The 22,158-nt window shown below is 67.9% G+C and carries 24 protein-coding genes; 16 read left to right on the top strand and 8 right to left on the bottom strand.

What is annotated here, in order from left to right; all coding sequences use genetic code 11:
• From ACQI46_RS17365 to rlmN, 8 genes are all read left to right on the top strand, one after another.
• Complete coding sequence (locus tag ACQI46_RS17365) at positions 1 to 564, top strand: ABC transporter permease (protein ID WP_427095259.1); 564 nt, start codon at positions 1 to 3, stop codon at positions 562 to 564.
• Positions 565 to 566: 2 nt separating this feature from the next.
• A complete protein-coding gene (locus tag ACQI46_RS17370; protein ID WP_427095260.1) occupies positions 567 to 1,289 on the top strand; it encodes an ABC transporter ATP-binding protein in 723 nt (240 codons plus the stop codon).
• A 21-nt stretch (positions 1,290 to 1,310) separates the two neighbouring features.
• The gene (locus tag ACQI46_RS17375) at positions 1,311 to 2,819 is read left to right on the top strand and encodes an APC family permease (RefSeq protein ID WP_427095261.1); all 1,509 of its coding nucleotides are present in this window, start codon (positions 1,311 to 1,313) and stop codon (positions 2,817 to 2,819) included.
• Complete coding sequence (locus ACQI46_RS17380) at positions 2,816 to 4,831, top strand: primary-amine oxidase (protein WP_427095262.1); 2,016 nt, start codon at positions 2,816 to 2,818, stop codon at positions 4,829 to 4,831. The genes ACQI46_RS17375 and ACQI46_RS17380 overlap by 4 nt, the downstream gene beginning before the upstream one ends.
• A gap of 120 nt (positions 4,832 to 4,951) precedes the next feature.
• On the top strand, positions 4,952 to 5,698 hold the full coding sequence (pyrH, locus tag ACQI46_RS17385) for a UMP kinase (protein WP_427095263.1): 747 nt from the start codon (positions 4,952 to 4,954) through the stop codon (positions 5,696 to 5,698).
• 40 nt (positions 5,699 to 5,738) lie between these two features.
• The gene (gene frr, locus ACQI46_RS17390; RefSeq protein ID WP_427095264.1) at positions 5,739 to 6,296 is read left to right on the top strand and encodes a ribosome recycling factor; all 558 of its coding nucleotides are present in this window, start codon (positions 5,739 to 5,741) and stop codon (positions 6,294 to 6,296) included.
• Between the two features lie 23 nt (positions 6,297 to 6,319).
• Positions 6,320 to 7,186, top strand: a complete 867-nt coding sequence (locus ACQI46_RS17395; RefSeq protein WP_427095265.1) for a phosphatidate cytidylyltransferase — start codon at positions 6,320 to 6,322, stop codon at positions 7,184 to 7,186.
• 33 nt (positions 7,187 to 7,219) lie between these two features.
• Complete coding sequence (gene rlmN, locus ACQI46_RS17400; protein ID WP_427095266.1) at positions 7,220 to 8,371, top strand: 23S rRNA (adenine(2503)-C(2))-methyltransferase RlmN; 1,152 nt, start codon at positions 7,220 to 7,222, stop codon at positions 8,369 to 8,371.
• Between the two features lie 15 nt (positions 8,372 to 8,386).
• On the opposite strand, the gene ACQI46_RS17405 is transcribed toward rlmN, so the two are convergent.
• From ACQI46_RS17405 to ACQI46_RS17425, 5 genes are all read right to left on the bottom strand, one after another.
• Entirely contained in the window at positions 8,387 to 8,815 is a 429-nt protein-coding gene (locus ACQI46_RS17405; protein WP_427095267.1) for a nuclear transport factor 2 family protein, read from the bottom strand.
• Complete coding sequence (locus tag ACQI46_RS17410; RefSeq protein ID WP_427095268.1) at positions 8,815 to 9,213, bottom strand: nuclear transport factor 2 family protein; 399 nt, start codon at positions 9,211 to 9,213, stop codon at positions 8,815 to 8,817. Before ACQI46_RS17410 ends, ACQI46_RS17405 begins: the two co-directional genes overlap by 1 nt.
• Positions 9,210 to 10,697, bottom strand: coding sequence for an aldehyde dehydrogenase family protein (locus tag ACQI46_RS17415; RefSeq protein WP_427095269.1), 1,488 nt, complete (start codon positions 10,695 to 10,697; stop codon positions 9,210 to 9,212). The genes ACQI46_RS17410 and ACQI46_RS17415 overlap by 4 nt, the downstream gene beginning before the upstream one ends.
• Positions 10,698 to 10,742: 45 nt before the next feature.
• Positions 10,743 to 11,288 carry a TetR/AcrR family transcriptional regulator gene (locus tag ACQI46_RS17420; protein ID WP_427095270.1) on the bottom strand — a complete coding sequence of 182 codons (546 nt, stop codon included), beginning with the start codon at positions 11,286 to 11,288 and terminating at the stop codon, positions 10,743 to 10,745.
• 81 nt (positions 11,289 to 11,369) lie between these two features.
• The gene (locus ACQI46_RS17425; protein WP_427095271.1) at positions 11,370 to 12,509 is read right to left on the bottom strand and encodes a phosphotransferase; all 1,140 of its coding nucleotides are present in this window, start codon (positions 12,507 to 12,509) and stop codon (positions 11,370 to 11,372) included.
• 83 nt (positions 12,510 to 12,592) lie between these two features.
• Between ACQI46_RS17425 and ACQI46_RS17430 the strand changes: the two genes are divergently transcribed.
• Positions 12,593 to 13,783, top strand: a complete 1,191-nt coding sequence (locus ACQI46_RS17430) for a CaiB/BaiF CoA transferase family protein (RefSeq protein WP_427095272.1) — start codon at positions 12,593 to 12,595, stop codon at positions 13,781 to 13,783.
• Positions 13,784 to 13,788: 5 nt separating this feature from the next.
• Here ACQI46_RS17430 and ACQI46_RS17435 read toward each other — a convergent pair whose 3' ends face one another.
• A complete protein-coding gene (locus tag ACQI46_RS17435) occupies positions 13,789 to 14,361 on the bottom strand; it encodes a TetR/AcrR family transcriptional regulator (protein WP_427095273.1) in 573 nt (190 codons plus the stop codon).
• A 39-nt stretch (positions 14,362 to 14,400) separates the two neighbouring features.
• Between ACQI46_RS17435 and ACQI46_RS17440 the strand changes: the two genes are divergently transcribed.
• Positions 14,401 to 15,654 carry a cytochrome P450 gene (locus tag ACQI46_RS17440; protein WP_427095274.1) on the top strand — a complete coding sequence of 418 codons (1,254 nt, stop codon included), beginning with the start codon at positions 14,401 to 14,403 and terminating at the stop codon, positions 15,652 to 15,654.
• A gap of 21 nt (positions 15,655 to 15,675) precedes the next feature.
• Positions 15,676 to 15,867, top strand: coding sequence for a ferredoxin (locus tag ACQI46_RS17445; RefSeq protein ID WP_427095275.1), 192 nt, complete (start codon positions 15,676 to 15,678; stop codon positions 15,865 to 15,867).
• A gap of 28 nt (positions 15,868 to 15,895) precedes the next feature.
• Here ACQI46_RS17445 and ACQI46_RS17450 read toward each other — a convergent pair whose 3' ends face one another.
• Together ACQI46_RS17450 and ACQI46_RS17455 are read right to left on the bottom strand one after the other, a co-directional pair.
• The gene (locus ACQI46_RS17450; RefSeq protein WP_427095276.1) at positions 15,896 to 16,726 is read right to left on the bottom strand and encodes a thioesterase family protein; all 831 of its coding nucleotides are present in this window, start codon (positions 16,724 to 16,726) and stop codon (positions 15,896 to 15,898) included.
• Between the two features lie 18 nt (positions 16,727 to 16,744).
• Positions 16,745 to 17,584 carry an SMP-30/gluconolactonase/LRE family protein gene (locus tag ACQI46_RS17455; protein WP_427095277.1) on the bottom strand — a complete coding sequence of 280 codons (840 nt, stop codon included), beginning with the start codon at positions 17,582 to 17,584 and terminating at the stop codon, positions 16,745 to 16,747.
• A gap of 129 nt (positions 17,585 to 17,713) precedes the next feature.
• Between ACQI46_RS17455 and ACQI46_RS17460 the strand changes: the two genes are divergently transcribed.
• From ACQI46_RS17460 to ACQI46_RS17480, 5 genes are read left to right on the top strand one after another with little or no spacing between them, the layout of a single operon-like run.
• On the top strand, positions 17,714 to 18,418 hold the full coding sequence (locus ACQI46_RS17460) for an NIPSNAP family protein (RefSeq protein WP_427095339.1): 705 nt from the start codon (positions 17,714 to 17,716) through the stop codon (positions 18,416 to 18,418).
• A 13-nt stretch (positions 18,419 to 18,431) separates the two neighbouring features.
• Positions 18,432 to 19,667, top strand: a complete 1,236-nt coding sequence (locus tag ACQI46_RS17465; RefSeq protein ID WP_427095278.1) for a cytochrome P450 — start codon at positions 18,432 to 18,434, stop codon at positions 19,665 to 19,667.
• Position 19,668: 1 nt separating this feature from the next.
• Positions 19,669 to 20,634, top strand: a complete 966-nt coding sequence (locus ACQI46_RS17470) for a zinc-binding dehydrogenase (protein ID WP_427095279.1) — start codon at positions 19,669 to 19,671, stop codon at positions 20,632 to 20,634.
• Positions 20,634 to 21,425 carry an HpcH/HpaI aldolase family protein gene (locus tag ACQI46_RS17475; RefSeq protein WP_427095280.1) on the top strand — a complete coding sequence of 264 codons (792 nt, stop codon included), beginning with the start codon at positions 20,634 to 20,636 and terminating at the stop codon, positions 21,423 to 21,425. Before ACQI46_RS17470 ends, ACQI46_RS17475 begins: the two co-directional genes overlap by 1 nt.
• Positions 21,422 to 22,150 carry an SDR family NAD(P)-dependent oxidoreductase gene (locus ACQI46_RS17480; RefSeq protein WP_427095281.1) on the top strand — a complete coding sequence of 243 codons (729 nt, stop codon included), beginning with the start codon at positions 21,422 to 21,424 and terminating at the stop codon, positions 22,148 to 22,150. Before ACQI46_RS17475 ends, ACQI46_RS17480 begins: the two co-directional genes overlap by 4 nt.
• The last annotated feature ends 8 nt before the right edge of the window (positions 22,151 to 22,158 follow it).

Here is a 22,158-nt window from a genome sequence, read left to right on the forward strand (position 1 = left end):
ATGCGGTGGGGACTGGCCTACGGGTGGCTGGCTGCGCGGCGGCGCGCCCGCGACATGGTGCTGCCGGCACTGACCACCGCGACCGGCGCGTTCCTGGTGGTGCTCGTTTTCGGGATGTCCGACGGCATCCGCACCCAGTCGGCCCCACTCGGGCACGCCGACGAGATCGGGCGCGCGGTGGTTCTCATCGCCGTGACAGTGCTGCTGGTGGGCGTGGCCGAGGTCGCGGTCGCCACCACCCGCACCGTCGCTCAACGCACCCGCGAACTGGGCGTCCTGGCCGCCAACGGGGTGCCTCGCGGCCCGGTGGTGGCCGCACTGCTGGTCGAGCCCGTCGTCTCCGCTGTGCTGGGTGCCCTGGCGGGCGTGCTGGTGGCGGCGCCGACCGGAGCCGCCCTGGCCGCCATGGGTCTCGTCGCCACCGGACTGTCCTGGTCCGGTCTGGCCGTCGGGGCCGGGGTCGCGGTCGCTGTGAGCATCGTGGCCTCCCTCGCCACCAGCATCGTCCCGACCTACAAGGCCGCATCGCGGCCCCCGATCCGCTCGCTGACCGCAGGAGGCTGACCATGACCGCCCTCGACGAGACCACCGGCACCGCAGAACCGATCGACAGAGCCACCCCGGTGATCGAGATCGCCGACGTGTGGAAACTCCACAAGCTCGGCGACGAAGTCGTCAAGGCGCTCAAGGCCGTCGAACTGACCGTGATGGCTGGGGAATTCGTCTGCCTCATGGGACCCAGCGGCAGCGGGAAGTCCACGCTGCTCAACATCATCGGAGGGCTGGACCGCCCCACCAAGGGATCGGTCAAGATCGCGGGCGCCGACACCGCGACGCTGACCGAAAGCCAGTACGCCGCCCTGCGCCACGACAGCATCGGCTTCATCTTCCAGAGCTACAACCTGATCCCGTTCCTGTCCGCGGTCGAGAACGTCGAGCTGCCACTGATTTTCGAGCCCTACGACCGCAAGGCGCTGCGCCGACGCGCGACCGAACTGCTCGAGCTCGTCGGCCTCGGCCACCGGATCAACCACCATCCCACCAAGATGTCGGGCGGTGAGCAGCAACGCACCGCGATCGCGAGGTCACTGATCAGCAATCCGACGCTGGTGCTGGCCGACGAACCCACAGCCAACCTCGACCACCGCACGGGGGAGACGGTGGTGCGCATGTTGCGCGACCTGTGTTCGACCCTCGGGGTCACCGTGGTCGCCAGCACCCACGACCCCACGGTGGCCGACGAAGCGAGCCGTGTCGTCCGGATGAAAGACGGACAGATCGTCAACTGAGGAACTCCTGGAGACAATCACATGACACACACCGAAGCGCGCCCGCCGAGCGGCCGCGACGCTCTGATGACCACCGAGCTCGTCCCTGAGCAGATCCTGCCGAAGGTGATGAGCACGTTCGGACTGACGGCCGCCTACGTGTTCATCATCTGCTGGGTCACCGGGTCCTCGGTGATGGCCGGTGGCGGCTGGACCGCCATCCCGATGTGGATCCTGGGCATCCTGACCTTTCTGATCCCCGCGGGCATGGCCGTCGTCGAGCTCGGCAACCTGTGGCCCGGCCAAGGCGGTGTGTACATCTGGGCGTACCGAACCATGGGGGAGACCTGGGGATTCATCGGCGGCTACCTGTCCTGGGTGCCGGTGATCCTCAACGCCGCATCGTCCCCGGCCATCGTGCTGCAGTTGCTGCTGCTGGCCTTCCATGCCGAGCTCGGTCTGACCACGAGCATCGTCGTGCAGCTGCTCATCCTGTGGACGGTGATCGGTCTTGCGCTGGCCAAATTGGCTGCCAATCAACGCATCATGAACGTCGTCTTCGTGGTCTACGGCGTACTGACGCTGACGATCTTCCTGTGCGGGCTGCTCTACGCCGCGAAAAACGGTTCAGCCACCCCGTTCAGCTGGCAGGAGGCGACGATCCCGAACTTCGCCGTCGCGGGCTTCCTGTACGGCACGGTGCTGTTGTATCTGCTCGGCGTGGAAACGCCGTACAACATGGGCGCGGAGTTCCTGTCGGTGCGCCGCAGCGGCCCCCGCATGATCCTGTGGGGTTCGGTCGCGCTGGTCGCGATCTACCTGATGACGACGCTCGGCACCATCATGGTTCTCCCGGGCGACGAAATCGACCCGGTCACCGGGATCATCGGAATGCTCGACGTCGCAGGGTTTCCCGGCCTGATGGAGATCTGCGCGGTCGTCCTGGCCGGCATCGTGATCGTCGCGCTGATGACCTACCAGGTGGCGTATTCGCGCCTGATCTTCGTCTCCGGACTCGAGCGGCATCTACCGCGGATCTTCACCCACCTCAACCCGCGCACCCGTAACCCGGTGACAGCCATCCTGATCCAGGGCGTCATCTCGTCGCTGATCCTGGTCGGGCTGTATTCGCAGAGCAGCATGGCCAACGTCACGGTGTACCTGCAGGGCGGGCTGTCCACCGTCTGGCTGCTGTCCGGGTTCTTCTTCCTGATCCCGGTCGTCATCGCGCGCAAGAAGTACGCGGATCGGTATGCGACAGAACAATTCTGGCGGATCCCCGGCGGCATGGTGGGAGTTTGGATCACCGTGGTGGTCGGCACCCTGGCCACCATCGGCGGCGTGTACTACTCGTTCGTCACACCGTGGCTCGACGTGCCCGGCGGCACCTGGATGACCTGGGTCGGGGGCATCAGCCTCGGCATGTTCGCCCTGGGTCTGCTGGTCTACGTCTTCGGCCGGCGTTCGGCTCACAAGGTCTCTCAGGAGGACGCGCTGGCCCACCTCGCAGTCTTCGACCTCCACAAGGAAGCAGAGGAAACCGCCAAATGACATTGGAGCACACAGTCGTCGGTGCCGAGCCGCTCGGCGAGGCACACCGATATCCCTTGGACCCGCTCAGCGGTGCCGAGATCGAGGCCGCCGCAGCCGTGATCCGCGAATCCGACCATGCGACAGCGACATTGAAGTTCGTCATGATCCAGCTTGCCGAACCGGTCAAGAACGACGCACTCACCTTCGCCGGCGCCTCGGACGTCCCGCGCCAGGCGTTCGTGACGATGTACGACGCCGCGGCGAAGCTGATCTTCGAGGCGGTCGTGGACCTCGGTGCCCGCACGATCGACTCCTGGACACCGATACCGGGCCGGTTCCCGTCCTACCTCGTCGAGCACATGACCGGGGTCGAGGAGAAGGTGCGCGAAGACCCGCGGTGGCAGGACGCGATGCGCAGACGCGGGGTCACCGACCTGGGTCTGGCGATGATCGATCCGTGGCCCGCCGGCTATTACGGCACCCAGGACCACTACGACAATTCGCCGTTGATCTGCCGCCCGTTGACGTTCGTGCGCGCCGCGCCGTCAGAGAACGGTTACGCCCGCCCGGTCGAGGGACTGATCGTCACCTTCAACCTCGACACCATGACCGTCCTCGACATCGAGGACCACGGCGTGGTGCCGCTGCCACCCAAGGCCGGCAACTACAGCGAGAAGTTCATGTTCGGCACCGACAACCGGCCGGCCTTCACGCAGTTCCGCGACGACGTCAAACCCATCGAGATCACCCAACCCGACGGACCGAGTTTCACCGTCGACGGCTGGAACGTGCAGTGGCAGAAATGGTCGCTGCGCATCGGATTCAATCCCCGCGAGGGCCTCACCCTGCACGAGGTCACCTACAACGACCGCGGCACCGTGCGCCCCGTCATGTACCGCGCGGCGCTGTCGGAGATGGTGGTGCCCTACGGCGACTCCTCGCCGACACACTGGAACAAGAACGTCTTCGACATGGGTGAGGTCGGGATGGGCTTCTCGGCCAACCCGCTGACCCTGGGCTGCGACTGCCTCGGCGAGATCCACTACTTCGACGGCACGGTCAACGACTCCGACGGCAACGCGGTCACCATCCCCAACGCGATCTGCATGCACGAGGAGGACTACGGCATCTCCTGGAAGCACACCGACTTCCGCACCGGAGAAGTGGAGGTACGTCGCTCGCGGCGCCTGGTGATCTCGATGATCTGCACCGTCGGCAACTACGAATACGGCTTCTTCTGGTACCTCTACAACGACGCGTCCATCGAGATGGAGGTCAAGCTCACCGGTGTGCTCACCACCGGAGCCATCGCCGACGGCGACACGCCGCGCTGGGGAAAGATGGTCGCCCCCGGCATGTACGGGCCCAACCACCAGCACTTCTTCAACTTCCGCATGGACATGAGCGTCGACGGACCCCACAACAGCGTCTACGAGGTCGACTCGATCCCCGAGCCCGATCCCGCGCTCAACCCGCACCACAACGCCTGGATCACCCGCGACACGCTGGTGGCCTCCGAAGCAGACGGGGCACGGGACTGGGAGTACTCGACGGGCCGGTACTGGAAGGTGGTCAACCCCGCCAAGCTCAACGAGTTCGGCGCGCCCGTGGGCTACAAGCTGATGCCCAAGGACGTCGTGCCCGTGATGGTGCAGGAGGGGTCGGTCATCTACGACCGCGCCCGCTTCGTCCAGCACAATCTGTGGGTCACCAAGTACGACGCCAGGGAGCTCTACGCCGCGGGCGACTACATGTACCAGTGCGCCGAGGCGCAGGGGCTGCCGCAGTACATCGCCGACGACGCGCCGCTGGAGGACACCGACATCGTGCTCTGGTACACGGTCGGCGCCCACCACGTGGTGTGTCCGGAGGACTGGCCGGTGATGCCGTGCCACTACACCGGCTTCAAGCTCAAACCGATCGGCTTCTTCGACGGCAACCCGGCGCTCGACCTGCCGCCGTCCGCGCCGAAGGCATGCCACCAGAGCAACGGAGGCGCCCCGGTCGCCGAACGCGCGATGGAGTCCTGACCCGCGCCGGCGGGACCGTTGCGTTCGGAAGGGGTGGCGCGCCGTCGCACCCCGTCTCCGTGTCGGGTCCGAAATGAGGCAGGATGAGGGTGCCGTCCGCGGCCGCGGGGACGGCGCCGCATGCCAGGACCGCAAAGGAGTCGGATGTCGTCGCCCCTCAGGCCCGCCTATTCGCGAGTGCTGCTCAAGCTCGGCGGTGAGATGTTCGGGGGCGGCGCGGTCGGCCTCGACCCCGACGTCGTCGCGCTGGTCGCCCGCCAGATCGCCGACGTCGTCCGCAGCGGCGCGCAGGTCGCCGTCGTCATCGGCGGTGGCAACTTCTTCCGCGGCGCCCAGTTGCAGCAGCGTGGCATGGAGCGCACTCGCAGCGACTACATGGGCATGCTCGGCACCGTGATGAACAGCCTTGCGCTGCAGGATTTCCTGCAGAAGGAAGGCATCGACACCCGGGTGCAGACGGCCATCACCATGGGCCAGGTGGCCGAGCCTTACATCCCGCTGCGCGCGGTGCGTCACCTCGAGAAAGGCCGCGTGGTGATCTTCGGCGCCGGCATGGGCCTGCCGTACTTCTCCACCGACACCACTGCCGCCCAGCGCGCACTGGAGATCGGGGCCGACGTGGTGCTGATGGCCAAGGCGGTCGACGGCGTGTTCACCGCGGATCCGCGGGTCGACCCGGACGCCCAACTGCTCACCGCGATCAGCCACCGCGAGGTCATCGACCGCGGCCTCAAGGTCGCCGATGCCACCGCGTTCAGTCTGTGCATGGACAATGGCATGCCGATCCTGGTGTTCAACCTGCTCGTCGACGGCAATATCGCCCGTGCCGTCGCGGGTGAGAAGATCGGAACACTGGTCACCACGTGACGACGCGCAAGGCGCGCGACAGCGACGGGAGAATGCGACTGTGATCGAAGAAACCCTCTTCGACGCCGAGGAGAAGATGGAAAAGGCCGTGGCGGTGGCACGGGACGACCTCGCGTCGATCCGCACCGGACGGGCCAACCCCGGCATGTTCAACCGGATCCACGTCGACTACTACGGCGCAGCCACCCCGATCACCCAGCTGTCGAGCATCAACGTGCCCGAGGCGCGGCTGGTGGTGATCAAGCCCTACGAAGCCAACCAGCTGCGCGCCATCGAGGACGCGATCCGCAACTCCGATCTGGGCGTCAACCCGAGCAACGACGGCAACGTCATCCGGGTCGCCATCCCGCAGCTGACCGAGGAGCGGCGCCGCGACCTGGTCAAGCAGGCCAAGGGCAAAGGCGAGGACGCCAAGGTGTCGGTGCGCAACATCCGTCGCAAGGCGATGGAGGAGCTGGCCCGCATCAAGAAGGACGGCGACGCCGGCGAGGACGAGGTGACCCGCGCCGAGAAGGACCTCGACAAGACCACCCACCAGTACACCGCCCAGATCGACGAGCTGGTCAAGGTCAAGGAAGGCGAGCTGCTGGAGGTCTGAGGCCCACAGCAATCGACTTCGTAATGAATCAGCCGGTCAACGAACCGCCGACCAGCAAGCCCGCCACGAAGCCCGGGCGCGCGGGACGCAACCTGCCCGCCGCCATCGCCGTCGGTGTCGCACTCGGCGGGGGACTGATCGCCATCCTGCTGTTCGCGCCCTACCTGTGGCTGGTGCTGGTCGCCGCCGCCGTGGCCATCAGTACCTACGAGGTGAGCAGCCGGCTGCGCGAAGCCGGCTACCGGGTCCCGATGCTGCCGCTGCTCGTCGGAGGACAGGCCACGCTGTGGCTGACCTGGCCGTTCGGACCTGCCGGCGCGCTTGGCGGGTTCGCCGCCACAGTGGTGGTGTGCATGATCTGGCGCCTGGTCGGGCAGGGCCTGAACCACACCCCGCAGAACTACTCGCGCGACATCGGTGCGACGGTGTTCCTCGCGACGTGGATCCCGCTGTCCGCGAGCTTCGGCGCACTGCTGATCTACCCCGACGACGGCGCCAACCGGGTGTTCGCCCTGATGCTCGGCGTCGTGTTCTCCGACATCGGCGGCTATGTCGCCGGCGTCCTGTTCGGCAAGCACACCATGGCCCCGGCGATCAGCCCGAAGAAGTCGTGGGAGGGGTTGGGCGGGTCGCTGCTGTTCGGGGTGACCGCGTCGGTGCTGGCCGTGGTGTTCCTGCTCGACAAGCCCTGGTGGGCCGGCGTCGCGCTGGGCCTGATGCTGGTCATCACCGGCACGCTCGGTGATCTTGTCGAATCGCAGTTCAAGCGGGACCTCGGCATCAAGGACATGAGCAATCTGCTGCCCGGCCACGGCGGCATGATGGACCGCATCGACGCGATGCTGCCCTCGGCCGTGGCGACCTGGATCGTGCTGACGCTGTTGGCTTGATCGGCCGCGGGCAGGGGATACTGGACGGCAGTCATGCCGAATCCCCTTCCCCTGGTCTTCGATGCTCCGCGCCGCGCGCTGCCGCCGCGGCACTTCGCCGACCTCGGTGACGCCGACCGCGCCGCGGCACTGGCGGATCTCGGCTTGCCGGCCTTCCGCGGAAAGCAGCTGGCCAACCAGTACTTCGGCCGGCTGATCGCCGACCCGCAGCAGATGACCGACCTGCCCGCCGCGGTGCGCGACCAGGTCGCCGCGACGCTGTTCCCGACGCTGCTGGACGCGGCCCGCGAGATCGAGTGCGACGCCGGCGAGACCCGCAAAGTGCTGTGGCGCGCGATCGACAAGACGACGTTCGAGTCCGTGCTGATGCGCTATCCCGACCGCAACACCGTGTGTATCTCGTCACAGGCCGGCTGTGGGATGGCGTGCCCGTTCTGCGCGACCGGCCAGGGCGGCCTGAAGCGCAACCTGTCCACCGCGGAGATTCTCGAGCAGGTGCGCTTCGCCGCCGCCGAGCTGCGCAACCGCGACTCCGATCCGATTGCGGGCTCCGCCCGCGGTGGCCGGATTGCGGGCTCCGCCCGCGGGGCCCGGCTCTCGAACATCGTCTTCATGGGCATGGGCGAACCGCTGGCCAACTACAACCGGGTGGTGGCGGCGGTCCGACGGATCACGGCGCCGTCGCCGAACGGCTTCGGCATCTCGGCGCGCTCGGTGACGGTGTCCACGGTCGGCCTGGCACCGGCCATCCGCAAGCTCGCCGACGAGAAGCTCAACGTGACGCTGGCGCTGTCGCTGCACACGCCCGACGACGAGCTGCGCGACACCCTGGTGCCGGTGAACAACCGCTGGAACGTCGACGAAGTCCTCGATGCCGCGCGGTACTACGCCGACGTGACCGGGCGCCGGGTGTCGATCGAGTACGCATTGATCCGCGACGTCAACGACCAGCCGTGGCGGGCCGACCTGCTCGGCAAGCGGCTGCACGCCAAGCTCGGGCCGCTGGTGCACGTCAACCTGATCCCGCTCAATCCGACCCCGGGCAGCGAATGGGACGCCAGTCCCAAACCCGTGGAACGCGAGTTCGTCCGGCGCGTGCGCGCCAAAGGCGTCTCGTGCACCGTGCGCGACACCCGCGGCCGCGAGATCGCGGCCGCCTGCGGACAGTTGGCCGCGCAGGGCTGAGCCACTGAGCCCGGGCTATGGCGTCTGCCCGGGTTTGTTGACGAACCACACGTTGTCCTCGCGCAGGTGACGGCTGCGCCAGCCGTCGGCCGTGCGGACCAGATCGTGGAAGTAGTACCCGCCGCAGGAGCTCTGCTCGGCCATGCCCGGCAGCTGCATCGGGTTGTAGAACATCGCCCGCACCGAGGCGGTGTCACCGTCGATGTCGGCCTCGATGTTCGTGATGTAGTGCATCGTCCACGGAATCGCCTCGAACGCCGCGCTGAACAGGTCGGCGATCTCGTCGCGCGATCCCGGCGGGATGCCCGCCGACGAGTAGTCGACATGTGCGTCGTCGGTGAACACCGAGCGGTACAGCTCCCAGTCCTTGGTGTCGACGGCGCGGGCGTAGCGGCTCAGCAGCGCACGGATCTCCAGCTCGTCGGCAATTCGCGACGCGTCCATCAGACCACCTCCAGTCGCAGTGTGCGGATCCGCCACCCCTGCGGCGTCCGCGTCATCTCGTTGTGCCACCGTCCGCCGAAGAACGTGATGTCCGGCTTGTGCGGCAGCGCAACGGCGTTGAACCACATCGCCACGACGTGTGCGGTGCCGCCGTCGACGCGGCTCTCGACGTTGGTGACGTAGTGCATGCCGACGCTGATCGCCGCCTGGTGTCGCTCGAGGTAGGCGACGGCGTCGTCGCAGGTGCCGGTGAACAGGCCGGCGGCCGAATAGTCCACCCGCGCATCGTCGGTGAACAGCGACCGGTACAGCGGCCAGTCTTTGGAGTCCACCGCCCGGCAGTACCGCGTCAGCAGGTTCTCGATCTCGAGGGTGTCCCCGTCGAGCGGCGAGATCACTGGTCGGGCATGCCGATCGTCTTGGCTTCGAGGTATTCCTTGTAGCCTTCCTCGCCGTTGCGGTAGCCCAGCCCGGACTGCTTGGTGCCGCCGAACGGGCTGCCGATGCCGAAGTGGCTCTTGCCGTTGATGGTCACGTTGCCGGTACGCATCCGGGTGGCCACGGCGAATGCGCGGTCGACGTCGCCGCTGGACACCTCGCCGGACAGCCCGTAGATGGTGTTGTTGGCGATCGCGATGGCCTCGTCGTCGGTGTCGTAACCGGTGACGGTCAGCACCGGACCGAAGATCTCCTCCTGCGCCACCTGTGAATTCGGGTCGACGTCGGCCAGCAGCGTGGGCTGGGTGTAGTAGCCGACCGGCAGGTTCTCCGGGATGCCGCCGCCGGTGACCAGCCGCGCTCCGGAATCGATGCCGGACTTGATCAGCCCGAGCACCTTCTGCCGCTGGGTCTCGCTGATCTGCGGGCCCTGCATGTTGCCCTGTGTCCAGGGATCGCCGACCGGGAAGTTCTCCATCATGTTCTTGAGCGTCTCGATGCCCTCGTCATAACGGCTGCGCGGCAACAGGATCCGGCTGGGTAGGATGCAGGACTGGCCACTCATCACGCACGCCATCATCGCCGCCATCGGCAACGCCGCGTTGAAATCGGCGTCGTCGAGCACGATGTGTGCCGACTTGCCGCCAAGTTCCAGCAGCGTCTTCTTCACCGTCGGAGCACCGGCGGCCAGGATCGCGCGACCGGTGGCCGTCGACCCGGTGAAGGTGATCATGTCGACGCGGGGATCCGCTGACAGCGCCGCCCCGACCTCGTTGGCATTGGACACCACCACGTTGAACACGCCGGCGGGAATGTCGGTCTCCTCGGCCACGATGCGGCCGTACTCACTACCCGACCACGGGGTCAGCTGGGCGGGCTTGAGCACCACGGTGTTGCCCGCCATCAACGCCGGCACCGTTTCGGCGATGTTGAGGTAGAACGGCACGTTCCACGGGGTGATCGCGCCGACCACGCCGACGGCCTCGTAGTGGATCTTGCGGCGGGCCGGCCCCAGCGGTGTGTCGTGTACACCGTTGTCCACCAGGTAGTCGAAGTTCTTGCCGTGCTCGGCCCAGTGCTTGACTTCCTCGATGGGGCTTTCGATCTGGCTGCCGGTGACCGAGATGGGGCAGCCGACCTCGGTGATCAGAATGCGGCGCAACCGTTCCTTGTTGCGCTCCAGGGCCTCGTGCAACTGCGTCAGGCAGTGGTAACGGAACTCGAGATCCCGGGACCAGTCGGTCTCGTCGAATGCCCGCCGCGCCGCAGCGACCGCGCGACCCATGTCCTCGACCGTGCCGTCGGTGGCCACGCCGGCGACCTGCTCGCTGGCCGGATGGATCACGTCGAACGTCGCACCGCTGCCGGTGGTCTGCAATTCACCATCGATGAGCATCCGCTCGTCGCCGGCCAGCACGCCTGTTTCTGTCTGCGCAGTCGTCATGACGACCAGCTTTACAAACTTTCAGTCGACTGTCACGTGTTTCGTTTAGCCCGGCTTGATTCCGACCGCGTGGCGCAACTGGTCCAGGAATTGGTCGTCATCGTCGCTGCGAACGATGTAGTGCGACACCGCCACCCGGACCGCGGTGGCCGCCTTGACCGCGCCATTGGCTCCGGGCAGCAGCTTCTCCAGCTGGGCGCGCATGACGGGCAGGATCCGGCCCAACTGGGCGATGACGACCTCGGGTTCGATGTCGACCAGCCGCACGCCGGAGTAGGACTGCTGGTAGGCGACGATGAACCGCATCGCCGCGTCGACGCGCTCGGACCCGCGCAACCCGGCCGTGGCGCGGGCGATCCCGGTCTGGAACATGTCGCGCTCGTACACGCCGAACGCCTCGAGCAGGGCCTGCTTGTCGGCGAACCAGCGGTACAGCGTGGGTCGCGAGACTCCGGCCTGCAGCGCCACCTCGGAGAGGCTGAGCTTGGTCTGTCCGCTGCGTGCCAGCACCTCGGCGGTCGCCTGCAGGATCCGATGGCGGGTCGAGGTGTCCTCGGAGCCTTCGGGGGACTCAGGTGCGGGATGGTTCACAGCGCGGGCCTTTGCTGTCGGGTCGGTGTCGATCGTAATCGCGCGGGCGCCGCGGACCGCCGAGTCGCCGGGCGAGGTCCGTCACACCGCTTTCTCCAGCAGCGCGACGGTGTCGAGATCCTCCAGCGCGGTCAGCGCGCTGTCCAGTCCCCGCAGCGCGATGTCCTCGGCTTGCATCCCGCCCATCCCGGCTGTGATCAGCGCCGCGACGTACGGGTACAGCGCGCCTTGGCGGTACCGGTCCCACAGGTCTTCGCGGTCGAGTTCCGGCCCGCCGGAGGCCGCCAGAGCGCGCCGATACACGTCGAGGAGGTCACGCTGATGGGTGATGCGCTCCGGTGCGGCCATGCTGGTCACCAGTGTGTAGGCCAGTTCGCGGCTGGGATGCCCGCGACGGACCGCCTGCCAGTCCAGCAGCCCGGCCCGGCCGTCCTGGAAGTACAGGTTGCCCGGGTGGGCGTCGCCGTGCATGACGGTGTGCGGAGGCGTGTCGATCAACATCGCCACCGCGCGGTAGTGCTCGTTGATGAACCGGCCGCGGTCCAACGGCAGATCGCTGCGTTCGGCCAGGCGCCGCGTCGAGGAGCGCAGCAGTGACGCCGTCAGCACCGACGCGCTGTCCTCGGACGCCGTGTAGAGCCAGCCGTACGGGCCGCTTCCGCGGCGCGCGGGCAGGCGGTCCCAGAACGTCGCGTGCAACGCGGCCAGCCGCTCGACCACCAGGGCTGCCTCGTCCGCGCTGATCGGGTGCAGCGTGTCGGGGAATGTGGCGCCGGCGGCCGCCAGATCCTCCAGGACGATGACGTACCGGCCGGTCGACGAGTCGAACCCCGCGCCGTGCAGCAGCGGCACCCCGGTCAGTTCCGGAGCCAATTGCCGGTAGAAGCGCGTCTCGGTGGAGCCGAGGTTGCCCAGCTCGCCCATCAGGCGCAACGCCACCGAGGAGGCCGCGGTCTTGACGAAAACCGTGGGGGGCAGGTTGTCGCCCGTCAGCGCGAGCCGGGCGCGCGTGGACGTGCCGGCGTCGGCGTCGAGCACCGACACCGACGTCACGCGACGACCGATCAGCGCGGACAGGGACGCGGGGTCCAGGTCGGAGACGGTGCGCGGCAGCGAACGCCACCGGCCGACGAGAGCGTCGGTGCCGATCCGCCGACCGGCACGGCCGAGATGCGTAGCCAGGCCCGCGGCGCGCGCAGTCCGTTCGGCGAACACTGACACCCGTGCCTCCTAGGCTTGACCGGTAGCCACAACAGGCTTACAAATTGCCGTCGTTTTGTAAAGCGCGAGGAGGGTGATCGCCGATGGCCGGTCCGCTGGACGGTATTCGTGTCGTTGAGCTCGGCGTATGGGTGGCCGGTCCGGCCGCCGGCGGGATCCTCGCCGACTGGGGCGCCGACGTCGTCAAGATCGAGCCGCCCACCGGCGACCCCGCCCGCACGTTCGGTCGAATGCTCGGCCTCTCCGACACCGACGGGCCGAGCGCGTGCCCGCCGTTCGAGATGGACAACCGCGGCAAGCGCGGCATCGTGCTGGACCTGACCGGCGAGGAGGGCCGCGCACACGCGCGCGAACTGATCGCCGACGCCGACGTCTTTCTGACCAACGTCCGCACCGGCGCGCTGCGGCGCATCGGACTGGACTTCGACGTCGTCGCCGCCACCAACCCGGGGCTGGTCTACGGGCTGATCACCGGCTACGGCGAGGCCGGCCCGGACGCCGACCGGCCCGCCTACGACGTCGCCGCGTTCTGGGCGCGCTCGGGTTTGGCGCACCTGCTGACCCGCCCCGACGACGTCCCGCCTTTTCAACGAGGCGGCATGGGCGACCACATGGCGGGCATGACGCTGGCCGGAGCGGTGTGCGCGGCGCTGGTGGCGCGGGGACTCACCGGGAAAGGGCAGCTGGTGACGACGTCGCTGTACCGTCAGGGCGCCTACACCGTCAGCTTCGACCTGAACACCTTTCTGCTGACCGGACATTCGGTCGCGATCGGGCAGCGCGAGACCATGGCCAACCCGTGCATGAACAACTACACCGCCGGTGACGGTCGGCGGTTCTGGCTTGTCGGCCTGCAGGGCGAGCGGCACTGGCCGGCGCTGTGTGCCGCCGTCCAGCGGCTGAGCTGGCTGACCGACGAACGCTTCGCCACCGGTCGCGCCCGCGCGGCCAACGCCGCGGTCCTCATCGCCGAGCTCGACGCGATCTTCGCCGGTAGGTCCCTCGACGAGTGGGCCGAAGTCTTTGCCTCACAACCGGATCTGTTCTGGTCGCCGATCAACACCCTCGAAGACGTCGTCGGTGACGACCAGTTCCACGCGGCCGGGGGTGTGGTCTACGTGCCCGAGCCCGACGGAGGCAGCGTGCCGATGGTCGCCACCCCGGCCGACTTCCACGGCACGCCGACCCGGATGCGGTGGGTGGCCCCGACCCTGGGGCAACACACCGACGAGGTGCTGGCCGAACTCGCTGGACGCACACAACGCTCGCTGTAGGCAAGCTAGGGCGTCTGGGGTTTGACGCGCGCGGCGTGGCGCAGTTGGGCCAGGAAGTCGGCGCTGTCATCACTGCGCACCAGATACTGCGACACTGCGACGCGGACCGCGGTGGCCGCCGAGAGCTCCGCATCCGGGCCGGTGCACAGGCGCTGCAAGCGGTCCCGCATCAGCGGCAGCACCCGGGACAACCGCCTGATCACCTGCTCGGGCTCGACGTCGACCATGCGCAGACCCGGGTAGGACAGCTGATACTCCACGATGACCCGCAGCGCCGCATCGAGTCGTTCGTCGGCCGGAAGCCCGGCGGTGGCTTCGGCGACGGCGCGTTCATAGAATTGGCGTTCCCACACGACGAACGCGTCGAGAAGTTCGCGCTTGTCGGCAAAGTAGCGATACAGCGTCGGTCTGGACACCCCGGCCTGTGCGGCCACCTCTGACAGCGAGAGTTTTGCGGTCCCGTTGCGGCCCAGCACTTCCGCTGTCGCCGCAAGGATCCGGGCAGGGGTCGGGTTGTCCGTGCTGTCTGCGTCCGGTGTCCCGTGACGCGCGCCCGGCAACGACTGCGGCATGCACATAGCTTTACAAAAACTCCAGTGAATGTCACGCTACGGTTTGTGACAGTCTCCTCGGTGCACGAGCGCGGGTACAGCGCCGTCGATCTCACCTCCCACCGCTTCTGGGAGCAACCGTTCGCGGTGCGTGACGAGTCCTTCGCCCGCCTGCGGGCGGCCGACGGACTCAGCTGGCACCGGCCGCTGCCGTCGCTCTTCGATGTCGAGGAGCCAGGCTTCTGGGCGCTGACCCGCCGCGCCGACATCGCCCACGTCAGCCAGCATCCCGAGCTGTTCACCTCGGAGCGGGGAGTGTCGCTGGACCCCATGCCCGCCGAGGTGCAGCGCTTCGCGTCGTTCTTCCTGACCATGGATCCGCCGCAGCACACCACCTACCGTCGGCTGATCAGTTCGGCGTTCACGCCGCGCAACGTGCGCCGCATTGAGGAGCAGATCCATGACGCCGCGGTGGCGATCGTCGATGACCTCGTCGGCGCGGGCGACATCGATCTCGTCGCCGACTGCGCAGCGCGACTGCCGATGTTGACGATCATGGAGATGCTCGGCGTGCCAGCGGCCGACCAACCGGCCGTGGCCCAGGCCGCCGAGAAGCTGTTCTCGATGAGCGACGACGAATACAGCTCGTTGGAGGAGCGCGCCGCCAACACGATCAACGAGATCATGCTGTTGTCGACCACCGGAGCCGAGCTGGCGAAGTTCCGGCGCAACAATCCCGGTGACGACCTGATGACCAGCATCGTCAACGCCGAGGTGGACGGTCACCGTCTCACCGACGAGGAGATCGGGGCATTGCTGATCCTGCTGGCCTCTGCCGGCAACGACACCACCAAGCAGACCACGACGCACGCCATGATGGCGCTCGTCGAGCACCCCGAGCAACGGGACTGGCTGACCGCCGATTTCGACGACCGCATCGGCACCGCGGTCGAGGAGTTCATCCGCTGGGCGACGCCGGTGCTGCAGTTCGCGCGGTTTGCGGTGTGCGACACCGAGATCAACGGTCACCCCGTCGCCGCGGGGGACAAGGTCGGATTGTTCTACTGTTCGGCCAACCGCGACGAGTCGGTGTTCGACGCCCCCGGCGCTTTCGATCTGTCCCGCTCGCCCAATCCGCATCTGGGCTTCGGTGGCGGAGGGCCGCACTTCTGTCTGGGCAACCAGCTCGCGCGCACCGAGTTGCGGCACCTGTTCCGGGAACTGCTGACCCGTCTGAAAACCGTCGAGCTCGGCGAGCCGGACTGGCTTTACAGCACCTTCGTGCACGGCGTGAAACGGCTACCCGCCCACGTCCGGTAACCGGCAGATCGGAGCAGCCCCATGAAAGTGTCCGTCGACCTGAGCCGGTGCACCGGCCACGGAGTCTGCGAGACCATCGCCGAGGACGTGTTCGAGGTGCTCGACGAAGGCACCGTGCTGATCCACGAACCCGACCGACCCGAGGACGATCGCGAACGGATGCAGCAGGCCGTCACCCAGTGCCCCGTCGCTGCGTTGCGTCTGACCGACTGACCGACCTGACCGACTGACCCGCGGAATCCTATTCCGCGGGAGAGGGTTTCGGAGGCCGGGGGCGGACGAGGACCGACTGCTGGATCGCGCCGACGGCGCCGTGGGTGTCGAACAGCGTCCCGATCGTCGTGCCGATACCGTCGGGCCCGTAGTTGGTCTCGGCGCGAATGCCGATCCACTCGCCCTCGGGGGCGCGGTGGGTGTGCACCACCAGATCGGTGTTGAGGAACGTGTATTCGCGCGGATTGAGCTTGGTGCCGATGCCGTTGGCGCAATCGGCGACGGCGAACAACCGTTCCATCGAGGTCATCGTCTCGCCCTTGACCAGGTCGACCTCGGTGCGCAGCCAGGATTCGCCGCCGCCGGCGGCCAGCGGCTTGGTGAGCCACCGCCAGTCCAGGCTGTGCACGTAGTTGGGATCCCAGTCCTTCTTCATGTCGCTGGGCCGGGCCGCATCCACGGGAGGCAGCGGTGCTGCCGCCGCATGGGCGATCGGGGAGGTGTCGAGCGTCTGGAGCCGCCAGCCGCTGGCCCGGGCGACGGCTCGCAGTCTCCCGTCCGGTCCCGGTGCCGACATCTCGGCGCTGATCAACTCGATCTGCTTGCCCGAGCGTTCCCGCCGGGCCTGCACCCACAGATCGCCTTCGGCGGGAACCGGGCCGAGGAGGTCGATCAACACCCGGCTCAGCCGGGTGTCGTCGCGGGCCTCGCAGCGCTGCAGCGCCCGCACCAACAGTGCCGACACGGGCGCGGCGTGCTGGATGGCCGCCGACCACGTACTGCGCACATAGTCGGTCGCGCGGAACCGCTCGCCGCGCTCGTCGTCGGAGTCGAGCAGGACGTAATACGAGTCGGACATCAGAGCCTCTCCGGGATTTCAGGGCAGGGCAGCGGCGGGAACGTCGACGGTCGTGGCGTCCACGCGGCTGAGCGCCGTGCCGCGCAGACGTTCGGGGTACGCGTCGGCCGCCGACACCAGGAACAGGGTCCGGCCCTCCGGACCGCCCAGGGCGCAGGCGATCGCGGCGCGGTCCCCGATGGGGATGCGGTCGGTGACGGCGGCGCCGTCGTCGACGGACACGATGCGCTCGAACTGGTGGGCCAGCGTCATCGCCACCCAGACCCCGCCTTCGGCGTCGAGACAGATGCCGTCGGGCGGACCATCCAGACCGTCGGCGAGAACCGTTCGCCGCGAGAGCTTTCCGTCAGCATCGATGGCGAACGAGGTCAGCCGGCGGGCAACCGATTCGGCGACGATCAGCCCGGCGCCGTCGGGGGTGAGCGCCATGCCGTTCGGGAAGTCCAGATCGCGGGCGACCACGCTGACGTCGGAAGCGCGGGCCCCGCCCGGTTCCAGGCGCACGATCACGCCGCCTTCGCGCGCCTGCGAGCCGACGTAAGCGGTACCGGCCGAGTCGATCACCATGTCGCCCAGAGCGGCGGGGATCACGTCGGACAGGTCGGCGTAGACGTCGACGGATTCGCCGTCATAGCGCAGCACCTGCCGCCGCTCGGTGGACACGATCAGCAGGGCACCGTCCGGGCAGAACCCCAGTCCTGACGGGGCATGGCCGGGCAGCTCGAGGGTGCTCATCTGGCCGTCGAGGGTCACCGTGTGCACGGCCTCGCCCAGCATGTCGGAGAACCACAGCAGCTCCTCGAACCACCGCGGGCCCTCACCGAAGCAGAAGCCACCGGCCAACGGCGTCAACGTCATTGGCGGGCAACCCGGCGCGGTGAACCCGAACTCGACCAGACTTTACAAAACACGCGACAAGTGTCACGCTCGCTGGGTGCAGCTGTCAACCACCTGCGGCCCGTGCCGGATCGGGGTCCCGACGTGAACATGAAGAAGTATCACAGCCACACGCTGCTCTACCTGCACGAGACGATCGATCTCGGGGCGACGGGCAGTGCGCAGTTCCTCACCGAGTTCGACACCACCTACCACCCGATGATGACGGAGCTGGGTGCCCGTCTGTTCGCGATCTGGGAGACCACGCCCTACAACGGTCACTGGCCGCAGGTCACGCTGATCTGGGAGATCGACGCGTTCGCCGACTATGCGCGGATCGGCCGAGCCCAGGCGCGCGGCGGCAGTCATGAAGCCGCGGCCGGACAGTGGACGCGGTTCCTGCGCGAGACGGGCGCCCGCGGTGAAGGCCGCATCATGTACGCCGGCCGCAGCAACAAGACACTGGCCCAGCTGCGGGAAGCGGAATTCAAGGCGGGACTGGTGATCCAGGAGATCATGCAGACCAAACCCGGCCGTCAGGACGACTACATCCGCGAACTCGAGCGTCTCTACGTGCCGTGGTCGGAATCCACCGGCAAGCGCTGGCTCGGATCGTTCATCACCACCTTCCGGTTCAACGAAGTGATCCACTACTGGGCGCTGGAGGGGGAGTGGGACTGCTTCGAGAACCACTACCCCTCGTGGAAGGACCACCCGCCGGCGGAGATCGTGACGTGGATGAGCGTGGCCCCGGCTCTGCGTGACGGCTGGGAAGACTCGATCCTGGCGGCGCTGCCGCCGTCACCGCTGCAGTGACCCGGAACAGACGATGACGCACACACATTCGGTCGACGACACGTTCACCTATGATCCGTTCGACCCGGCCGTGATGGCCGATCCGTTCCCGTTCTACCGCGTGCTGCGCGACCGCCATCCGGTCTACTACGTGCCCAGGTGGGACACCTACGCCCTGTCGCGTTTCGACGACATCTGGACGGTGCTGGAGAACAACGACGGAACATTCGTCGCCTCCGAGGGCACCCTGCCGTCGGCGGCCGTGCTGGCCGAGCACAACGACGGGCCGGTGCCGGACCCTCCGCTGCACCCGATGCCGTTCCACGCCAACTTCGGTTCCCCGCTGTACGAAGACGTGCGGCGGTGTACCGCAACCCCGTTCCGGCCGAAGAACATCAACAAGCTGGCCGAGCGCATCCGCGTGTTGGCCAACGACCGTCTCGACGACCTGCTGGACCGAGGCCGGTTCGACCTGACCCAGGATTACGGCGGCATCGTCGCGGCGTCGGTGGTGTGCGAACTCGTCGGGTTGCCCGCAGATCTGGCGTCCGACGTGCTGGCCACCGTCAACGCGGGCAGCCTCGCCCAGCCCGGCAGCGGGGTGGAAGTGGCCAACGCGCGCCCCGGCTACCTCGAGTACCTCACCCCGGTGGTGGCGCGTCGACGCGCCGGTGAGGACCCGCCCGTGCCGATCGTCGACAACCTGCTCAACCACCGGCTGCCCGACGGATCGGCGTTCTCGGACACCGAAGCCGCCGTACAGATGCTGGGTGTGTTCATCGGCGGTACCGAAACGGTGCCCAAGATCGTGGCGCACGGATTGTGGGAATTGTTCTCCCGCCCCGAGCAACTCGCCGCCGTGCGCGCCGACCTCGACACCAACGTCGCGATCGTGCGGGAAGAGATGATCCGCTACTGCGCACCGGCGCAGTGGTTCGCGCGAACGCTGCGTCGACCCTTCACCATTCACGGGACGACGATGCAACCGGGCCAACGCGTCATCACGCTGCTGGCCTCGGCCAACCGCGACGAGCGGGAGTACCCCGACCCGGAGCAGTTCGTCTGGAACCGGCCGATCGAACGGCTGCTGGCCTTCGGTCGCGGCCAGCACTTCTGTCTGGGGGCCCACTTGGCGCGCATGGAGATCACCATCATGGTCACCGAATGGCTCAAACGCGTCGATGAGTTCACCGTCGACACCGCCGCAGCGCAGCGGCCGCCGTCGAGTTTCCAGTGGGGATGGAACAGTATCCCCGTGGAGGTCGCCTGACGTGTGGTCCCACCGCCTCGTTGCCCCGTACACCTTCGTCGAAACCGTTGCCGAGCAACCACTTCCGGAATCGCTGGAAGATGGTCAAGTATTGCTGCGCTTCCTGGCCGCTGGCATCTGCGGCAGCGACCTGCCCGGCTTCCGCGGTACCAAAGGCAAGCTGGCGTTCGACACCGGTGCGTGCGCCGCGGACAAGGACGGGTTCCCGATCCACGAAGTCGTCGGCGAGGTCATCGCCAGCCGCCATCCCGCACACCGGGCCGGTGACCGCGTCGTCGGCTGGGCGTCCGGCTTCGACGGGCTGATGGAGTACGTGGTCTCTGACGGCGACGGGCTCGCCGCCTACGATCCGGGTCTGGATCCCGCGCACGCCGTCGCGCTGCAACCGCTGGCCTGTGTGCTCTATGCCGTCGAGCAACTGCCCGACCTCACCGGTCGGCGTGTCGCGGTGATCGGACAGGGATCGATCGGGCTGTTGTTCTCCTACGTCGCCAAGGCGTGCGGCGCGGCGCACGTCACCGGCGTGGACCCGATCGAGCGGACGTCGATCGGGCCGGCCTTCGGCGTGGACACCGTGGTGCGCGCGACCAGTGACCGCTGGGTGAGCCACCTCCGCGACGAACGCCCCGAGATCGTCATCGAAGCCGTCGGCCATCAGGTCGCCACGCTCGCCCACGCGATAGAAGCCGCAGCGTTCGGCGGCACCGTCTTCTATTTCGGTGTCCCGGACGACGATACGTACCCGATCAGCATGCGCACCCTGCTCCGCAACAACCTCACCCTCAAGGCCGGGGTCACACTGGAGCGCCGCAGAGTCCTCGCCGACGCCGACGCGTTCGCGCGCGCACACCCCGGCCTGCTCGACCGCTACCTGTCCCACACCTTCCCGGTTGCACAGGTGCAGAACGCCTTCGAGCTCGCGTGCCGCCCCGTCACCGACCGCATCAAGATAGCGATCGTGGCGTGATGGCGACCGGGAGGCTGCCCGACGCGCTGAGCACCGGAGAGCCCGTGTGGGGCGGATGGGTGGTGGGCCCCACGGCGATGGGTCCGGAGGAATTCGCCGCCGCCGGCTACGACTACGTGGGATTCGACGTCCAGCACGGCTACCTCAGCGACGCCGACGTCGCCCAGATGTTGCGCCGGCTCGAGCATGTGCCCATCGCGACCGTGGTCCGGCTGCCCGCCGTCGACGCGGCACCGATCGGCCGGGTGCTCGACGCCGGAGCCGACGGCGTCATCGTCGCCATGGTGGAGACCGCCGAGCAGGCTGCCGCAGCGGTGGCCGCGACGCGCTACCCGCCGAGCGGTGTGCGCAGCTTCGGACCGCTGCGCACCACCATGGGTTTCGATCCCGCCGAACTGCAGGCGCGGGCCGCGGTGTTCGCGATGATCGAGACCACCACCGGGTGGGCGGCGATCGACGAGATCTGCGCGGTGCCCGGATTGACCGGCACCTACGTCGGACCCGCGGATCTGGCGATCTCGATGGGACATCCACCCCTGCGGGCGCTGACCGAACCGCAGGTCCGCGATGCGATCCGCGACATCGCCCGCCGCACCGCGGCCGCAGGTCTGATCAGCGGCATCCACGCGGGCACCGGTGCTCACGGAAGCAGTTTGCGGCAGGAGGGGTTTCAGATGATCACCCTGGCCTCGGAGTCGCAGGCGCTGCGCCGCGGCGCCACCGCCCATCTCCACGAAGCGCGCGGCGACGCACCGCCGGCAGCCGTGGACGCGCCGGGAGGCTACCGATGAGCACGCGCGTCGCACTGGTCACCGGCGCCGCCCGCGGGCAGGGCGCGGCCATCACGAAAAGACTGCTGGCCGACGGATTTCACGTCGCCGCGTGCGATCGCCTCGGTGACGAGCTCGATGCGGCGGTGCGGGATCTGGGTTCCGACGACGTGGTGGCCCTCGACCTCGATGTCACGTCGGCAACGCAGTGGCAGGCAGCGGTGGCAGCAGTGCTCGAGCGGTTCGGCGCGCTGACCACGCTGGTCAACAACGCCGGTGTGCTGCACCGGGCGTCGCTGAGCGAGGAGACCGAGACCGGATTCGAAGGCAGTTGGCGCGTCAACTGTCTCGGCCCGTTCCTGGGCATCCAGGCCGCGCTGCCCGCGCTCCGGCAGGCGGCAGGGGCATCGATCGTCAACACCTGCAGCACCGGCGCAGTTCGCCCGTTCCCGAAACACAGTGCCTACGGCTCGTCGAAGTGGGCGCTGCGCGGACTCACCCAGGTCGCCGCCGTCGAACTGGCCCCCGACGGCATCCGCGTCAACGCGGTGCTGCCCGGACCGGTGCAGACGCCGATGCTCGATGACGCCACCCAGAACCGCCTGGCCGAGACGGCGCTACTGGGCCGGATCGGCACGCCCCCGGAAATCGCCGACGCAGTGGCCTTCCTGGTGTCCGAGCAGGCATCCTTCATCACCGGGTCCGAGCTGATCGTCGACGGTGGACAATCCCTGCAGATTGGATGAGAAAGCGC

Source organism: Mycobacterium sp. SMC-4 (genome assembly GCF_050205565.1).
Lineage (GTDB): Bacteria > Actinomycetota > Actinomycetes > Mycobacteriales > Mycobacteriaceae > Mycobacterium.

What these genes read in the sequence shown, in the direction of transcription:
- ACQI46_RS17435 (WP_427095273.1), bottom strand. Translation starts at nt 14,361, where the DNA reads ATGTGCATGCCGCAGTCGTTGCCGGGCGCGCGTCACGGGACACCGGAC.
- ACQI46_RS17430 (WP_427095272.1), top strand. Translation starts at nt 12,593, where the DNA reads ATGGCCGGTCCGCTGGACGGTATTCGTGTCGTTGAGCTCGGCGTATGG.
- rlmN (WP_427095266.1), top strand. Translation starts at nt 7,220, where the DNA reads ATGCCGAATCCCCTTCCCCTGGTCTTCGATGCTCCGCGCCGCGCGCTG.
- ACQI46_RS17450 (WP_427095276.1), bottom strand. Translation starts at nt 16,726, where the DNA reads ATGTCCGACTCGTATTACGTCCTGCTCGACTCCGACGACGAGCGCGGC.
- ACQI46_RS17460 (WP_427095339.1), top strand. Translation starts at nt 17,714, where the DNA reads ATGAAGAAGTATCACAGCCACACGCTGCTCTACCTGCACGAGACGATC.
- ACQI46_RS17475 (WP_427095280.1), top strand. Translation starts at nt 20,634, where the DNA reads ATGGCGACCGGGAGGCTGCCCGACGCGCTGAGCACCGGAGAGCCCGTG.
- ACQI46_RS17375 (WP_427095261.1), top strand. Translation starts at nt 1,311, where the DNA reads ATGACACACACCGAAGCGCGCCCGCCGAGCGGCCGCGACGCTCTGATG.
- ACQI46_RS17465 (WP_427095278.1), top strand. Translation starts at nt 18,432, where the DNA reads ATGACGCACACACATTCGGTCGACGACACGTTCACCTATGATCCGTTC.
- pyrH (WP_427095263.1), top strand. Translation starts at nt 4,952, where the DNA reads ATGCCAGGACCGCAAAGGAGTCGGATGTCGTCGCCCCTCAGGCCCGCC.
- ACQI46_RS17480 (WP_427095281.1), top strand. Translation starts at nt 21,422, where the DNA reads ATGAGCACGCGCGTCGCACTGGTCACCGGCGCCGCCCGCGGGCAGGGC.
- ACQI46_RS17365 (WP_427095259.1), top strand. Translation starts at nt 1, where the DNA reads ATGCGGTGGGGACTGGCCTACGGGTGGCTGGCTGCGCGGCGGCGCGCC.
- ACQI46_RS17370 (WP_427095260.1), top strand. Translation starts at nt 567, where the DNA reads ATGACCGCCCTCGACGAGACCACCGGCACCGCAGAACCGATCGACAGA.
- ACQI46_RS17405 (WP_427095267.1), bottom strand. Translation starts at nt 8,815, where the DNA reads ATGGACGCGTCGCGAATTGCCGACGAGCTGGAGATCCGTGCGCTGCTG.
- ACQI46_RS17415 (WP_427095269.1), bottom strand. Translation starts at nt 10,697, where the DNA reads ATGACGACTGCGCAGACAGAAACAGGCGTGCTGGCCGGCGACGAGCGG.
- ACQI46_RS17455 (WP_427095277.1), bottom strand. Translation starts at nt 17,584, where the DNA reads ATGACGTTGACGCCGTTGGCCGGTGGCTTCTGCTTCGGTGAGGGCCCG.
- ACQI46_RS17380 (WP_427095262.1), top strand. Translation starts at nt 2,816, where the DNA reads ATGACATTGGAGCACACAGTCGTCGGTGCCGAGCCGCTCGGCGAGGCA.
- ACQI46_RS17395 (WP_427095265.1), top strand. Translation starts at nt 6,320, where the DNA reads ATGAATCAGCCGGTCAACGAACCGCCGACCAGCAAGCCCGCCACGAAG.
- ACQI46_RS17445 (WP_427095275.1), top strand. Translation starts at nt 15,676, where the DNA reads ATGAAAGTGTCCGTCGACCTGAGCCGGTGCACCGGCCACGGAGTCTGC.